The sequence below is a fragment of the Limosilactobacillus mucosae DSM 13345 genome, assembly GCF_001436025.1.
Classification (GTDB): Bacteria; Bacillota; Bacilli; order Lactobacillales; family Lactobacillaceae; genus Limosilactobacillus; species Limosilactobacillus mucosae.
This window is the reverse complement of sequence record NZ_AZEQ01000020.1, coordinates 1-16,284: the sequence shown is the minus strand read 5'-3', so window position 1 is coordinate 16,284 and position 16,284 is coordinate 1. Positions and strand designations below refer to the sequence as shown.

The following is a 16,284-nucleotide window of genomic DNA, read 5'->3' as shown; positions in this document are numbered from 1 at the left end:
CGCGCCTCCCTAAACCTTTTCTGGCTGCTTGTTGCCAAACAGACCTGCTGGCAAGAACAGCAATACGATAATTAAAACAACATAGACGGCTGCATCCTTGAAAGCAGAGAAGCCAATCGCCTGCATCAGTGATTCCAGACAGCCAATAATCACGGCCCCGACTGCTGCCCCTGGAATGGAGCCGACACCGCCAACGACAGCGGCGACAAAGGCCTTGATCCCTGGCGTCAGCCCCATCGTTGGTTCAATCGAGTTGTAGTACAGACCAATCAAAACACCAGCTGCCCCAGCCATTGCTGAGCCAATTGCAAAGACAAATGAGATCGTACCATTGATGTTGATCCCCATCAGTTCCGCTGCCACCGGATCAGCCGCGGCCGCCCGCATTGCCCGTCCCATCTTGGTTTTCTTGACGATCAGCTGCAAAACGATCATCAGGATAATCGTTGTGACAAAGATCAGTAGCTGGACGTTGGTTACGCGAATACCGAACCATTCATAGTTGACCTGCTTGATAACCTGCGGAAAATCGCGTGTGTCGCCTGAAAACAGAACCGACATGCCGTTTTCCAAAAAGTAGGACACCCCAATCGCCGTGATCAAAACGGCAATCCGTGATGAATGACGCAGCGGCCGATATGCGACAAACTCGATCAGCATGCCCACCAAAGCGCAGAAGATCATTGAGCTAAACAGCGCCATGATAAAGTTGAAATGCCAGACGTTGATCGTATAGTAGCCGAAGAACGCCCCCAGCATGTAGACGTCACCATGCGCGAAGTGAATAATCTTGACAATCCCGTAGATCATCGTGTATCCCAGAGCCAACAGCGCATAGATGCTGCCAAGCGAGAGACCGTTGATCAGTTGCTGCATAAAGATTTGCACGGTTGGTGCCCCCTTTCTTTAATTACTTAACAGTGTAGCCGGCAACAACCTTGCCGTTGGTCATTTGTTCAACCGACATCTTCATCTGTGGATCGTGGTGCTTGTTGACCGTGATCGTCCCAGTAACACCCTTCATGTTCTTGGTCTTGGCCAAAGCATCCGTAATCTTGTTGGAGTTGGTTGAGTCAGCCTTCTTGATGGCGTTGGCAACCATCATCGTCGCGTCGTAGCCTAATGCAGAGTAGGTTGGTGCCGTTTGACCGTACTTAGCCTTGTATTCTTTCATAAACTTGCGAGCTGCTGCGTTCTTTTCAGCCGTAATCGTGGAGAATGGCGTCGTGTAGTAAACGTTGGTTGCGTTTGAAGCACCAGCAATCTTAGCAAGCTTTGGATCGGCCATCCCACCAGAACCAACGATTGGCGCCGTGATGCCTGCTTCACGCGCTTCCTTGATGATCACGCCGACTTCAGAGTAGTAGCCCGGAACGTAGATGGCATCGATCTTCTTGTTCTTGATAGCCGTAATCAAAGAGCTAAAGTCCTTGTCGCCTTCTTGGAAATACTGCGTTGAAACGATCGTACCCTTAAAGTTCTTCTTAAATGCTTTGGCAAGTCCCGTCCCGTAGTCACTGGAGTTATCAGCCAAGATAGCTACGCGCTTAGCCTTCAGATGCGTGTTGGCGAAGTTGGCAGCCACTTGACCTTGGTAGTTGTTTTGTGCCTGGGCCCGGAAGACGTACTTTTGAACGCCACCCTTCTTAGTCCGCGTAAAGCTAGGATCAGCCGCGGTTGGTGAAACCAGTGGCACCTGCGCCTTGGTCTGGTTTGGAATAGCTGCCGTAGCCGCGTTGGTCGTTGCGGGGCCGACCGTAGCAACAACCTTGTCCTTGGTGGTTAATTGTGAAGCAACCGAAGCCGCCGTTGAAGTTGAGGTCTTGTTGTCGCGCGTGATGATCTTGATCTTCATCTTCTTGCCGTTAACCTTAATACCGCCGTTTTTGTTAATATCGTGAACGGCAAGCTTGATCCCGTTTTCTTCTTGTTGACCATAGCCAGCGGCCGCGCCAGACAGTTCCATGTTGACCCCAACCTTAATCGTATTGCCTGAAGCTGAGTTGCCTTTTTGCGAACCAGTTGCGGAACATCCTGCTGCCATCATGGTCATGGCTGCCATCATTATGGCAATCCCCGTTTTCTTATTTTTAATCTTCATAAGCCTGACTCCCCTTGTTTAATTTTTCTCATCATTCAATCAATCAAATATTTTGCTGACTGCATTTGACCAAAGAAAAAAGCCCTCATCCGCAATGGAATGAGGGCTTTTCTCAACCGGTATCGATCGGCCCCCATGCCAACAGAAAGAAGGGCTCAATCGCTGATCAGCAAAAATGCTTAATCACGCAACCGGGTCCTTGAACTGCAGTAGCAGTAGGGCGTTCAATTGAAGAGCCATGTTGTTGAGTTGTACGAATAATTGCTTTTTCATGATCCATGGCTCCTTTCTTTTGCCGTAGTAAATATTTGATGTGTTTTAGTCTACTGATTCCAGATTAGAAAGTCAACGCATTTTTAATTTATTTTTAATTTTGTATTAATCAACAATTTGAAGCAGCTGATTTTGATGGTGAGTAACAATCCACAACCGTCTCGTATTGCACAACACCGTCATTTTCAAATTACCGTTATTCTCAGATCAGCGCTATGGACCACCTGCAATTACAATTGTAAATCGAAGTTGTCAAATTCCAGCCTAATAGAAGTACAAGTCGACTATTCACGTTCCGCTCGCCTTATCGCCATTGAGCATCGGCAGTTTGGTTATTTATCTCATCGTCAAGTTTAACCACTCATTTACGATTTACCTACTATTGCCAGATTTTTTGCTAATAGTAGGTAATGATATTTTTATCATATGTTTTATACAGGAATTATTGGATATTTCATTCGTTAAACATTTTAATAAGCAGCTGAAACGTCAAATCGACAATCAAGAGCAGTTTCACAGTGATGATATCCTGGATTGCTTCATCGTGACCCAAGCAGTAATATGATGGCGAAAAGCTTACGTCGCTCAAACCGGCTGCACCTGTCGAAAAAACCAGCACCGATTTTCATCAATGCTGGTCGTTAAAACTATTCATTTTGTTTTTTATCGCCAATCGACTTTACTCCCATGATGTCAAGCAGGAAAGTAAAAATCGGCACGCCGACGATTAAGCCCCAGGTGCCAAACAGTTTTTCACTGACCATCAGCACTACGAACGTATAAAAGATCGGCAGTTCCGTGCGGCTGGACATAAACTTAGGATTCAAGACGTACGATTCCAGTGCATGAATTGCAATAATCATAATGATGATGTAGATTACGTCGCGAATGCCACCAACTGAATAGCCAACCATGCTCAACGGAATCAGCGAAATAATCACCCCAGCAACCGGCACCAGACTGAAAATAAAGACCATCAAAGCCAGTGCCAGAATCTGCGGCATATGCATAAACATCAGACAGATCGTTGTCAGCGCCGTATTGCAGAGTGCAATAAAGAACTGCGCCTCCAAAACCACACCGAACGTATTAACAAACTTCTTGCCAAAATAATAGATATCCTCAAACAGCCAGCTGAACAGCTCACTAGTTAAAAACAAACGGCTAAATGAATACATCTGCTTGAGCTCAATCGTATAAAAGAAACTCAAAATAAATGACATAAAGAACGTCACTGCCATCTTCGTCAGGCTGGTTAAAGTCGAAAAAGCCAGGTTGATGCCATGCTTGACCTGGGCTGTGACAGTTTTGGCACTAATGTAGTGATTGAGCTGTTTGATCAGCCAAGAACCATCCTGCGATTGATAGAATTTTAAGACCGAATTGACCATCTTTACAATCTGCGTGATCAGCAGCGGCAAGTATTTGGTTACCGCAAAGTAGACAGCCGCAATCAAAACGACATAGGTTGCCAGGACCACCAGCAGCGAGGGGAGTCTGGGAATCCAGCGCTGAACGAAGCGAACCCAATGCACTACAATGTATGTAAAGATAAACGTCAGCAGAATTGCGCTCAGCATTCCTCGTACCAAATAGAGCACCCAGATCAACAGCGCCAACACTGCAAACCGCCTTAATGGTACGTTATCGATGAATCGATGCCATGCATTGACCATCCAATCCCTCCTATTTTTAGACAATTTAGCCTAAGTATAGCATGCAATGATGCAAATTCCGCCTAATTTTACTGCCTGGTGTATAATAACCTGCATACGGATTGGAAAGAAGGAAAAGCACATGTTGGAAAAGACATTTTATAAAGTCTTGCTGAGCCGCTCATTTACCATCCCCGTTAAAATCGTATTCTGGGATGGTTCCTCAGTCGTTTACGGCAATGGCGAGCCGCAAGCAACAATTCGGTTCAACGAGAAGATCCCAGTGCGCGACCTGACCAAAAACGCTTCAATCGCTTTAGGCGAGGCCTTCATGGATAAGAAAATCGAAATTGACGGTAGCATTCAAAAAGTCATTGAATCGGCCTATGAAAGCAAAGACAGCTTTATGCGCAACAGCAAGTTCCGGCGCTTTATGCCTAAGCAGGGACACGGCGAAAAAGAAAGTGCCGATGATGTGCAAAGTCACTATGACGTCGGCAACGATTTTTACAAGCTGTGGCTGGATGACACGCTGACCTATTCTTGTGCCTACTTTACCAATGGCAACCATGACGATCTGACGGCCGCCCAGTTAGCCAAAGTACACCACATCATCAACAAGCTGCACCCACAGCCTGGCAAAAAGCTGCTCGACATCGGCTGCGGCTGGGGCACCTTGATGCTGACGGCCGCGCGCGAATACGGGCTGAAGGTTACCGGCGTTACGCTGAGCAAGGAACAGTATCGCCTGGTGCAAAATAAGATTGAAGAAGAACACCTGCAGGACGTAGCCGAGGTCTTATTGATGGACTACCGCGAATTAGGCGATCAAAAATGGGACTATATTGTTTCCGTGGGGATGTTTGAACACGTCGGTAAAGAAAACCTGGGCCTATACTTTAAAGATATCGCTCGCTATTTGACCAATGATGGCGTGGCTCTGATTCACGGGATTACGCGTCAACAAGGCGGCGCCTACAACGGTTGGATCAATAAGTACATCTTCCCTGGTGGTTATGTGCCGGGCTTGCAGGAAATGGTTGGCCACATCGTTGAAAATAATCTGCAGATTGCCGACATTGAAATGCTGCGCCGCCACTACCAGCGAACGCTTGAAATCTGGGACATGAACTTCAATGCCCATCGCGCTCACATTCAAGATATGATGGGCGAACGGTTTACACGCATGTGGGATCTGTACCTGCAAGCATGCGCGGCCTCATTTGAATCGGGCAACATCGACGTCATGCAATTCTTGATTACCAAGGGTGCATCCGGCAAGAACCTGCCAATGACGCGCGATTACATGAGCAATCAGCAATAAATAAAAAGATCCGTCACGTTTTCAGTATGGCGGATCTTTTTATTTTGAAGATAAAGCTAGCGATAAATCTAATGTCAATGCTAGTCGCAATGGCCACCAAGTCAGGCAACGCCGGCAACGCGTTTTAGCTCCGTCAATGCTAGCGGAAATTCCGTAAAGCCATCACTGGTTAAGAAATGCCCACCATCTGGACGTACGATCAATTTGGCACCCAATCGATTGGCCATGGCTACACCAAACTGATATGGCGCAATGGGATCGTTTTGCGCTGTGATCACGGTCGCACGGCTGATCTTGGGCCGCACTTGGCGATAGTCAACCCCGCCCTGCATGAATTCATCTAAACCCGCGTAGTCTGGCAGCGGCTGATCAAACGCCCCTACCAAAAGCAGGCCCACGTTCTTAACGTTATGCCGCGCCAGCCAGCGTACTGCCGTTATGCAGCCCAGACTATGCGCTACCAGCGTAATGCCATCTTCAGCTTTGATTTGATCATCAACCGCTTGATTCCACGCTGCCGGTTGCGGGGCAAACGGATCGGGCAGCCAGAGTCGATCCAGCTCAATTTCCGGTCGTGCCGCTTTTTCTAGCCATGGGAACCAGTCATCATCGCGGGTGGAGGTCCCATGAATCAAATATGCTTTCTTCATTAAATTACTCCTCTCGTTTTATCAATGCTTGGCTTAATTATAAGATGAATCGCCCCAGCTGGCTTGACGCAAAATGAAAAAGCGCCATTTTCAAATCGAACCAGGCAGTCGCACGACTATTTGGGTAACCGGTGACGGATTGACTAGATTAACTGAATTAACTACAGGATGGCAAATTAACTGGTGCGGACATTCTGACAGCCATCAATGGAACATTATCGGCAGTCCAAATGGCAAGTAATCACCAATGAGACCTTACCCGCAACCGGACAATCACCGATACATTGCTCATAGCACTCGCTTTGCCCAAAACTGAAATTCGAACACGTCTATTTGGCAAAGCCATTATGATGCACCACAACGGCTCAATGATCAAACCGTAATGAAATTTGAAAAGCGCCATTTTCAGCCAGCGCGGACAATTCCGACGCAAGGCAGCCCATGATGATCATGCCAGGCTCAGAACCCAGCCATCATGCTTTTGAAAATGACGCTTCAATTATTTGCAATTATTTTAAATTACCAAAGAAATCAGCCATACCGCGGCCAGCCCGCCGATTACTGAAACGGCCATGGAACGCGTAAAGTAGGCAACGATCATTACGATAACAGCTGCCAGGATTTGACTGACATGACCAAATGGCACAAAGGCGTAGGTCTTACTCATAAAGATCGACTTAACAACCAATGCCGTAAACAGACTGACCGGCACGTACTTCATCCATTCGTTAAACCAGAGCGGAATCTTCCGGTTGGTAAAGAAACGCATTGGGAAGTAGCGCGGGATAAATGCCGCGAAGGCCGCGATCACGATGACGATCAAATGATAGGTCAGGTTGTGATGACTGGGCACCAACGACAGCACCGGCATACCAGTTAATAAATCACTCATGTCTATTTATCTCCACTCGATTTCTTGCTCTCCTGCTTGACCGCTGCCGAATCACTGGCTGCTTCATCGGTTTTGGCATCATTTTGCAGTTTTTCTTTCAACTCGGCTTTCAGCTCGGCCTCAACCTCAGCTTCCCGATCCTTTTCCTGCCGGTCGCTGATCGTATCACGCGATGAAGCCGGTCGGAAAAGTTTGCGCATGATCCAGGCATCGTCGGGATGATCAGAACGTTGACGAACCGTATTTTCGATCATGAAACCGATAAACGAGGCAATCAAAGTAGCAATGATGATTCCCAGCGTACTCTTGGTCAGACTCAAGAAGATGACTGCCAGCACCGCTGAAACCAGACTGATCAACAGTGACAAGTGATTGCGCACCTGCATTACGATCATGTACAAGAACAGCGCCGTCAAGGCAAAGTCAACGATTTCCAGATCGATGTGCACGGCACTGCCGATCAGACCGCCGACCATATTGCCCCCCGCCCATGATAAAAGCGAATAGTGCTCTACCAACAAGGCATCTTTAGGCGTCCAGTTTTTGTCGGTCGCAAATTTCAGATAGTTGACGGCATAGTTTTCGTCGTTCATTGAAACGGAAAACAGCCAAACGAAGCGCTGCGACTCATTTTGCATATACTTGGAAAGACTGGATCCCAGCAATGCATAGCGCAGTTCCAAGAAAAACAGCGTCATAAAAATTGAGGAGATGGGTGCATCAAGCATCAACAGCGAAGCCAAGATGAATTGAGCCCCACCGGAGAAAACCATCACCGAAACAAGAAACGTCAGCAGGAAGTTCATCCCCGCGGCGTGTAACAAAATCCCACAGGCAACGCCAATTGGCACGTAACTCAGGCAAAGCGGCATCGAAACGCCTAAGACCTGCAGCCATCTGGCACCTTCTGGATTGATTTGCTGTGCTTTAGCCAAAAAGTATATCCCCCAGCATTTAAATGTTTTTCATCTTTTATCTCGTATTCCTTTGAACACGATGCAATTCCAGTCTAACATATTTAAATTTTAAAGAATACCAGAATAGCCCGATTTAGTTCGGTTTTTGCTGATCGTTAAGCAAAACTGATTTTCCGACTGCCCAAATCATTGCTCAAACGTCAGCCCAACGATTCAGCCGGCTACGCTTTGATAGATACTTAACTACTCAGCCAGCTGTGCTTTGGCAGCGTCCCCATTGACCGCTGCTTCTGATGGCGCGGTTTGACTGGCTGGCAACACCACGGTAAAGGCAGTTTCTTTTTCATCAGAGGCTACCGAGACCTGACCATGGTGCCGGTCCACAACACCCTTGACGATTGCCAGGCCCAGCCCAGTCCCGCCAGTCGCTTTAGAGCGCGATGACTCAACGCGGTAGAACCGGTCAAAGACGTGCTTCAGCGACTTTTGCGGAATCGGCTCCCCGTTGTTGGCAACCTTCACGATGATCATGTCATGGTAACGCGCGGCCGAAAGTTTGATCCAGGTAGCCCCATGACCATACTTCAATGCATTTGCCACCAGATTGCTGAAGACGCGGCCCAGTTTTTCCGGATCAGCTTCAATCATTAACGGTTTAGGATCAACGTGCGTGAAAATCTCAATTCCCTTCTTTTCGGCTTCCAGCTCAAAACTGGCACTGACCTGTTCCAACAGCGGATCCAGATCGACTTTCATGAAATTAAGTGGAGCGCCATGCTGCTGTACCTTGGTAAATTCAAACAGATCATCGACCATCCCCTTCATCTGCACGGCTTTTTCGTAGGCGATGTGGTTGTATTGCAAAATGTCTTGCTCACTGTGATACTGTTTGTTTTCGATTAAACCCAGATAGCCAATGATGCTGGTCAGCGGCGTGCGCAGGTCGTGGCTGACGTTGGTGATCAGCTCATCTTTGGACTTTTCTACTTGCCGCTCATCATCCATTGACTGAACGACGCTGTCAACCAAAGTATTAACGCTGGTAATGACGTCCTGCAGCGAACCATTGAGCTTAAAGGGAATGCGGTGATCCAGATGTCCCTGCGCGATGTAATGCAGTTCTCTGATAATGTGGTCCATTTGGTACTGCCGGTAGCGCCGCATCAAGCGCCACCAGACGACCCAAACATCGATGATCAGCATGATGCCAATCACGATGCGCTGATAGCTCCAGATACGAATCTCCATCGGGCCAAACGCCAAGGATTGTTTAATGATGAAGATCCCGCTGTTGACGCCGGGATTATGCCGCACGATCCATTGCAGAATCACGATGATGGCCAGATTGATCATTGCTAGCAAAATCACCGTCGAGACGCCCTCAAAAAATAGCGAGCTCTTTTCACGCGTAGTTAACTTCAAACTTTACCCCCTAACCGCCCACGTAAATACCGCGAGCCTGCCAACCAAACATGATAAAAGGCCCAATGCCCATTTATCTGAGCGCCGGACCTCATCTATCAAATCAAAACTAGTGGCTTTCAACCTTGTAGCCAACGCCCCACACCGTTTCGATGACCTTTTCACCACCGGTAGCGGCCTCGATCTTATCGCGCAGGTGGCTAACGTGAACCATGACCGTCTTAGCCGAAACCACGGACTCCTGCTGCCAAACCCGTTCAAAAATATCGTCCGCGCTGAAAACACGGTTGGGATGACTGGCCAACAGGTACAAAATCCCAAATTCCAGCGCCGTCAGCTGAATCGTATCACCCTTGAGCGTCTTAACCTCGTGGGAATCCTTGTTAATCACCAACGGGCCAACGTTCAAGACATCCGGCTCATCGTTGGTCAGATCGCCTTTACTCCGCCGCAGCAGGGACTTGACACGGGCCATGACCTCCAGGGGATTGAAAGGCTTGGTGACATAATCATCGGCCCCCGTGATCAAGCCTTGAATCTTATCCATGTCCGTTGTCTTGGCCGAAACCACCAAAATTGGAATTGATGAATCCTTGCGCACCTGCTTGATAACTTCCATCCCGTCCATTTCTGGCATCATGATGTCTAGGATTACCAGGCTAATATCTGGGTTGGTGTTTAATTTGGTTAGGGCTTCTTTGCCGTTGTAGGCCGTGATTGGCTCATATCCTTCATTGCGGACATAGATTTCTAATAATTGAACGATGTCTTTATCGTCATCAACAATCAAAATTTTCATAAGCCGTACTCCTCATTTTTTCGTAATTTAGCTTCTTTTATTATAACGAGCCTAAAAGAAAAAAGCTCGCATCAGACGCGGGCTTTAGAAATGTTTAAATTACAGTCTTTCCAGCGCGTGGTACTTCAAAATATCATCATCGCTCAACAAAGTGTTTTGCCCTTTTGCATGCGCGATGCTCCAAGGTGTTCCCGGCCGATGCGTCAGATTGTCTGCCTCGTGGTTCCAGGCATCATGCTGCTGATAGTATTGACCGTATTTTTGCGCCGTTTCGTTAATGACGTCAATAATGTGTTGGGCATCATCAAGCGCGACGACCTTTGGCATGAAGTCATAGTTGTCAGCCAGCTTATCGATATATTTGTTGTCGCGGTATACCGATCGCTCAACTGGACCTCTGTTGTAGGCCTCAAATTCGGCTTTGAAGATCGGGCGGCCATATTCAGTCAGCAGCTCGGCATAGACAAAGTACAGCGTTTTTTGCAGAACGAATGATGGAAAGGCATACCGCCGCTGCAGGTAGCTGGCAACGTCAATGGCATCAAATTCGATATCGCCCTGCAGCTCTTTTAAGAAATCATGATAGTCCATGACTTGTCTGACATCGCGGAAATAGGGATCCATTTTTTGAATATCTTTGAATGTTTTAGTCTTGCCGTTGAAAAAATGGGTTGAGAAGTATGAAAACAACTCAGATGGGATTTCTTTTGCCATTCTTTGACTAAAATCAATATATTCTTGGCGATTTTCAGTTGAAAAACAGTAGGCGTACTGCTTGGATGAAATTTTCGCCAGCATCACTAATTGATACATCTACCTAACCTCCTATCTAAAGTTCTTTTCTTCTTCATGCCGATCATGATCTGCAAAGTTTGCCTGTTTATCAAGTTCATCCCATATTTGCAGCTCCCAGGGAAAAGCGAAATTATCTTTTTTAAAATAACAGTGGAGCGCATGATATTTGCCATCATCACGGTGATAATAACGTGAGATAATCTTATTTGATTTTTTCTGATCTAACAGCGCAATAATTTCTGCCAGATCATCATTAACATTGTTACCAATAATTCGTACACCCAAAAAGTCATTAAGCCCTTTTAGTAAGGGAATCTTATTCATACTTTTTTCTTTATGCGCATAGTAGGCGATCTTTTTATCAATCGTGTCAATGTTCTTTAAACGATGTCGGATTGTTGCTTCTTCAGAATTATACGCTAATCGATAAGCATTTATAAACATAAAGGTCTGAAGCTGACTCAACTCAAAATCAATCATTTGATGGAACTCGGCATTATCCTTGATCTCGGTAAAGCCTACTTTTTTCAGATTGAAAGCCAAGTTGCGCTCTTGTAGGTACTCGCCTTCGAATTCGTTATGCAATGAATAGATATCATCGATCAATTCATCAATTACTGATATCACATCCATCTCAGCTATTCTCCGTCAGTTTTCTTATTGACATAATAAGCGGCGATTTCTTCCATTACGGCCCGCGGAATCTCAACTTGGTCATCGTCTTTTTCTGAAACGACTGCAACGCGAAACGGGATGGCTTTTTCCTTGGCGACCCGCTTAACGAAGATATTCAGCAGTGCCGACGAAGACAGTCCCAATTTCTGAGCAACTTCATCAAACTGCTTTTTGCTTTCGGCGTCGGTTTTAAAATTCATAGATACGGTTGCCATCATTAAGACCTCTTTTTAATGCTTTTGTTATACTGATATTATATATTATTAACCAATATCAATCCAAAATATTTCGCTTGGTGATTGCCATTTGCAGCCAAGTTTAAAAGAGTTTAAAAGAGAGAAGCAATTATGAATCCATTTAATCCTACTTTTGGTGATGTTCCTAAAATCTTAATTGACACTTAATTGACAACGCTCCTAAAACAACTGACCATCGCCCAAAATATAAACCGGATCGTATTCCAGGCCGCGCTCCGGTTTTTAGTCTGTAATTTATTTTTCGGTGCAATTTGAGCTGATTTTGCACCGAAAACAGAATCGATGCACTGCTAAATTTTGATTATCCTTGGTTTTACGGATGACACTCGCTTAGCCTTGCGCTAAAATCAAGACATATCGTTGGCAGTCTTTGCCACATTCGTATTAATTTCTACTATATAAAGGAGCTTTCCATGAACGAAAAATGGCGTTCCTACTTCAACGCGACCATTCTAAAGCGCGGCCGTGATTACGTTGCTAATGACTGTGTCAAATCATTTCATATTTCAAAAAACGATGACAACGTGCTGCTCATCAATGCGAAAGTAATCGGCAGCAAGGCTTACCGTGTTTCCATTACCCACGATCTCGCCAGCGGGCAATGGAACATGAAATGCAGCTGTCCTTTTGCTAAAAAAGGCAATTACTGCAAGCATGAAGCCGCGGTCCTGTATGAATACGAAAATCAGGCTAATCGGCCCAAGTCTCATCAGTCGGATGATCAAATTCTCTGGCAGGAGTATCTGGATAAAGTCTACAATGCTCGCTGTGCTAACGGCCAATTCTATTTTGACATTCGCGCCATCCTCGGTGATTTGGAAATGCCAATGGCCAAGTGGCTGAGCACGCCTGATCTACCATATGATGATGTCTTTGACTACTCTGATCTGCAGCCAATGTACAGCTTTTCTGCTGCCGACCGCGAACCAGAAGCGGCTTTTAAACGATCCTTTCATTTCTCATTCAAGCCGGGCAAAAAAGCAATCGGTTCGCTCACATGTACCAAAAACAAGCTGCTTACCCTGCAGTGTACCAATCCAGCTCACCGCGATCGAATCTGCTCTCATAAGATCACGCTGATTGATGCCTTCATTGAATTCGTCACCATCATTAACATCAACGACGCAACCAGTGTCTCGGCCGAAAACTTTATTCAATTCGTTGATCAGCATCTGCTTAGCAATCGGCCGCTTGAACATCACGCCAGCTGCAGATTATCCCGAATATCGTTATCCAAGACTACTGGGACAGTTGCGATCTGCGGGTGGGACTGCCCGATAGCTTTAAGTATAAGATCACTTCATTTCCACGCTTCTTAGCGGCCTGGAATCACAAGGAAAGCTTAAAGCTCGGGGCTAAACTGACGATCAATTTTGCCACGGATCAATTTGATGCCCCCTCACTCAAACTATTGAATGAGTTTTATACCGCTTTTGGCTATGAAGCGCTGTTGAATTCTGACACGGGTTATGGCGTTGAAACCAAAGACATTCCAATTAATGGCCGCATTGCCGACGTGCTGTATCATTACGCACAGGAAAACAACGGCATTCCGGCAACCATCAATGGTGATAAGACGATTCTGCAGGCGACCGTTGAACCGCTGAGCAAGCCTAACCTGATCATTAAGACATCCTTTGACAAGCAGCAGCTGGAAGGCATCAACATCACCCATCCAAAGACTGATGATTTCCGAACCGTACCGCATGCACATGGTTTTGAAGCTGAATATGAGATTGCGGACGATGAATTCATTAAGCTTACCCCGACCAGCAGCATCACCAATGAACTGGTCAATGAACTCGACAAGCCAGGCGAGCCATTTACGATTGGCCGTGTCCGCGTGCCGGTCTTCATGAACGACATCTTACCGGATCTTAAGCAAAACGCCAACGTGGACTTCCAAGACGAAGAACTGGTGCGCAGCAAGATCTTGCCGCGGCCTGAATTTATTTTTCGCTTTAATGCCACCAGCCATGAACTGCTTTTAAAGGCGTTTGTAAAATATGGCAAGTTCACGCTGCCTTTAAGAGGACGATTTGAAGGGGAAATGATGGATCGCGGCTTATTTCAAGACGTCCCCGCTGAAACACGCATCCTTGAACAGCTTAGCGAGCTTGATCCGGGAACTCTGCTGGATAATGAAAATTATGAAAATACCTATGTCCTAGAGCGCACCCCTGCCAATACCTATCATCTGCTTCAAGAAGTCATCCCCGCTCTCAAGCAACTTGGCCACGTTGAAGGATCGGCTGCCTTCCGCCGACTCAAGGTCATGCCGGCACCTAATTTCAGTATTGAGGCCGCTTTTGAAAACGACCTGCTGAACCTGGAATTCGTTGGCGAGGGATTGAATGCCAAACAAGCCGTGAAAATCCTGCAAAGCTATCATGAAAACCAATCATATGCTGAGCTCGATGATGGCACGATTCTTGATCTGACGAAAAAAGCGCAGCAGCTGGCTCAGATTGAAAAATTGGTTGCTGGGCTGGAGCTGACGCCAACCCAGCTGGCTAAAGGAAAAATTCAGCTGCCCGGCTACCGTGCCGTCTACCTTGATACCATGCTGCAAAAGCAACACGAACTTGACTACCGCCGCAATGGTCGTTTGAGCGAACTGATCGAAAACTTTGATCGTGATGACCAGCAGCCGTTTGATCTGCCTGACGACCTGGCTTCAACGCTGCGCGACTACCAGAAAAAAGGGACGGCTTGGCTGATGAAGCTGGCTCATTATCAGTTTGGCGGGATTCTGGCCGATGAGATGGGACTGGGGAAAACCCTGCAGATCATTGCCATGCTAAGATCCATGCCAACTAAGCAGCCAGCCTTGATCATCGCGCCGGCTTCATTGGTACTGAACTGGGAAGCCGAGTTTAAGAAATTCGCACCACAGACCAAACTCACGACGATCATCGGCACCAAGGCTCAGCGGCGCAAGCTCATTGCCCAGGCTGATGATCATGAAGTCGTGCTGACCTCCTATGATCTGCTCAAGCGCGACATTGAGCTTTACGCTGACCAGACCTTCTCATTTGAAATCATTGATGAGGCCCAGGCGATCAAGAACCATTCCACGGCCGTCGCCAAAGCCGTTAAAGCAGCCGCGGCTCAGCATCGGTTTGCTTTGACTGGAACGCCGATTGAAAACCGTTTGGACGAATTATGGAGCATCTTTGACTTTATCATGCCGGGATACCTGTTCAATCATCGCCAGTTCGGCAAGCGCTTTGTCAATCCAATCCAGGCGGGTGATCAAGCGGCCCTTACGCAGCTGCAGGAAATGACCGCGCCATTTATTCTGCGGCGAACCAAAAAGCAGGTGCTCAAAGAAATCCCCGATAAAATGGAAGAAACCTATTTTGTGGGGATGAGTAAGGCTCAGCAAGATCTATACAACGCGCATGTGGCTCGCCTAAAGGATCGGCTGAATAATACTGACGAAGCCGAATTCAAAAACACCAAGCTGGAGATTTTGGCTGAGTTCGCCCGCATCCGCCAGATCTGCTGCGCGCCACAGACAGCCTACGAAGACTTCAAGGGGTCCGCGGCTAAGCTGGATACCTGCGTGGAGTTTGTCGAAAATGCCTTAGAAGAAGATCACAAGCTGCTGATCTTTTCTCAGTTCACCTCCATGCTGGCCCTGATTAAAGAACGACTACAGAAAAAAGGCATCCCGACCTATGAAATCATTGGCCAGACGCCAAAAGCCGAGCGCTTAAAACGGGTCAACGACTTTAACGCAAACGATGACGTCAAAGTCTTTTTGATCTCACTGAAAGCTGGCGGGACCGGTTTGAACCTGACCAGTGCCGATACCGTACTGTTCTTTGATCCTTGGTGGAACGCCGCGGCTGAAGAACAGGCAATCGGCCGTGCTCATCGCATGGGACAAAAACACGTGGTTTCGGTCTACCGTCTGATTGCCAAGGGAACGATTGAAGAAAAGATTCTGGCCATGCAGGAACAAAAACGACAATTGGCTCAAGATCTGCTATCGGGCTCCCAAGTTGCCAACTCAAGACTTACCAAACAAGACCTGGTCAAAATCTTGGCCTAAATATAAACCGGATCGCTGTTCAGGCTGCGATCCGGTTTTTAGTCTGTAATTTATTTTTCGGTGCAATTTGAGCTGATTTTGCACCGAAAACAGAATCGATGCACCGCTAAATCTAATTTTGAGAATGAGACGCTAACGAAACTTCAATACTTTTTGCCAAAGTGTCAACATCAATTTCATCAAAAAATTCTTCAACACTTTCTTGAGTAATATTAATATCTTCTATTCGCATTAGAGTCATTCCTTTACCTTTACATTAATTTGAAAAAATCTTTTCGAGCTTGGCTTGCAGTATAAATGGACACCATAAAAATGTCTCCTTTCATAGTTGTACTTCATCTCATACATATGTTGTACCATGGTTACTGCTTAATTCTGCCTGCCACCACCGATTAGAATCAGCGACTAACCATAAATTGCCATCCTAAACTGCCATAATTATACATTTTCAAATTGCCATTTCT

Annotated in this window: 14 protein-coding genes; 3 read left to right on the top strand and 11 right to left on the bottom strand. The window is 46.6% G+C overall.

Features of this window, described 5'->3' with window-relative positions; genetic code table 11:
* Positions 1–9: 9 nt before the first annotated feature.
* From FC47_RS08550 to FC47_RS08540, 3 genes are all read right to left on the bottom strand, one after another.
* Positions 10–888: a branched-chain amino acid ABC transporter permease gene (locus FC47_RS08550; RefSeq protein WP_056968639.1), complete on the bottom strand. Its 879-nt coding sequence runs from the start codon at positions 886–888 to the stop codon at positions 10–12.
* Between the two features lie 22 nt (positions 889–910).
* Complete coding sequence (locus FC47_RS08545; RefSeq protein ID WP_056968638.1) at positions 911–2,101, bottom strand: ABC transporter substrate-binding protein; 1,191 nt, start codon at positions 2,099–2,101, stop codon at positions 911–913.
* Between the two features lie 920 nt (positions 2,102–3,021).
* On the bottom strand, positions 3,022–4,050 hold the full coding sequence (locus tag FC47_RS08540) for an AI-2E family transporter (RefSeq protein ID WP_056968637.1): 1,029 nt from the start codon (positions 4,048–4,050) through the stop codon (positions 3,022–3,024).
* A gap of 121 nt (positions 4,051–4,171) precedes the next feature.
* On the opposite strand from FC47_RS08540, the gene FC47_RS08535 reads away from it, so the two are divergent.
* Complete coding sequence (locus FC47_RS08535) at positions 4,172–5,353, top strand: SAM-dependent methyltransferase (RefSeq protein ID WP_056968636.1); 1,182 nt, start codon at positions 4,172–4,174, stop codon at positions 5,351–5,353.
* 101 nt (positions 5,354–5,454) lie between these two features.
* Here the strand turns inward: FC47_RS08535 and FC47_RS08530 are convergent, their stop codons facing one another.
* The 8 genes from FC47_RS08530 to FC47_RS08495 all read right to left on the bottom strand — a co-directional run bounded on the left by FC47_RS08530 (position 5,455) and on the right by FC47_RS08495 (position 11,718).
* Positions 5,455–6,003, bottom strand: a complete 549-nt coding sequence (locus tag FC47_RS08530) for an RBBP9/YdeN family alpha/beta hydrolase (RefSeq protein ID WP_056968635.1) — start codon at positions 6,001–6,003, stop codon at positions 5,455–5,457.
* A gap of 514 nt (positions 6,004–6,517) precedes the next feature.
* The gene (locus FC47_RS08525; RefSeq protein WP_052133604.1) at positions 6,518–6,895 is read right to left on the bottom strand and encodes an AzlD domain-containing protein; all 378 of its coding nucleotides are present in this window, start codon (positions 6,893–6,895) and stop codon (positions 6,518–6,520) included.
* Between the two features lie 2 nt (positions 6,896–6,897).
* Entirely contained in the window at positions 6,898–7,830 is a 933-nt protein-coding gene (locus tag FC47_RS08520) for an AzlC family ABC transporter permease (RefSeq protein WP_006499328.1), read from the bottom strand.
* Positions 7,831–8,055: 225 nt separating this feature from the next.
* A complete protein-coding gene (locus FC47_RS08515) occupies positions 8,056–9,234 on the bottom strand; it encodes a sensor histidine kinase (protein ID WP_056968634.1) in 1,179 nt (392 codons plus the stop codon).
* Positions 9,235–9,343: 109 nt separating this feature from the next.
* Entirely contained in the window at positions 9,344–10,033 is a 690-nt protein-coding gene (gene croR, locus FC47_RS08510) for a response regulator transcription factor CroR (RefSeq protein WP_006499325.1), read from the bottom strand.
* Positions 10,034–10,132: 99 nt separating this feature from the next.
* Positions 10,133–10,846: a Panacea domain-containing protein gene (locus tag FC47_RS08505; protein WP_056968633.1), complete on the bottom strand. Its 714-nt coding sequence runs from the start codon at positions 10,844–10,846 to the stop codon at positions 10,133–10,135.
* Between the two features lie 12 nt (positions 10,847–10,858).
* Entirely contained in the window at positions 10,859–11,461 is a 603-nt protein-coding gene (locus tag FC47_RS08500) for a nucleotidyltransferase family protein (RefSeq protein ID WP_056968632.1), read from the bottom strand.
* A gap of 5 nt (positions 11,462–11,466) precedes the next feature.
* The gene (locus tag FC47_RS08495; RefSeq protein WP_056968631.1) at positions 11,467–11,718 is read right to left on the bottom strand and encodes a type II toxin-antitoxin system RelB/DinJ family antitoxin; all 252 of its coding nucleotides are present in this window, start codon (positions 11,716–11,718) and stop codon (positions 11,467–11,469) included.
* Between the two features lie 455 nt (positions 11,719–12,173).
* Between FC47_RS08495 and FC47_RS08490 the strand changes: the two genes are divergently transcribed.
* Together FC47_RS08490 and FC47_RS08485 are read left to right on the top strand one after the other, a co-directional pair.
* A complete protein-coding gene (locus tag FC47_RS08490; RefSeq protein ID WP_056968630.1) occupies positions 12,174–13,079 on the top strand; it encodes an SWIM zinc finger family protein in 906 nt (301 codons plus the stop codon).
* On the top strand, positions 13,025–15,820 hold the full coding sequence (locus FC47_RS08485) for a DEAD/DEAH box helicase (protein WP_056968629.1): 2,796 nt from the start codon (positions 13,025–13,027) through the stop codon (positions 15,818–15,820). The genes FC47_RS08490 and FC47_RS08485 overlap by 55 nt, the downstream gene beginning before the upstream one ends.
* Positions 15,821–16,284: the final 464 nt, after the last annotated feature.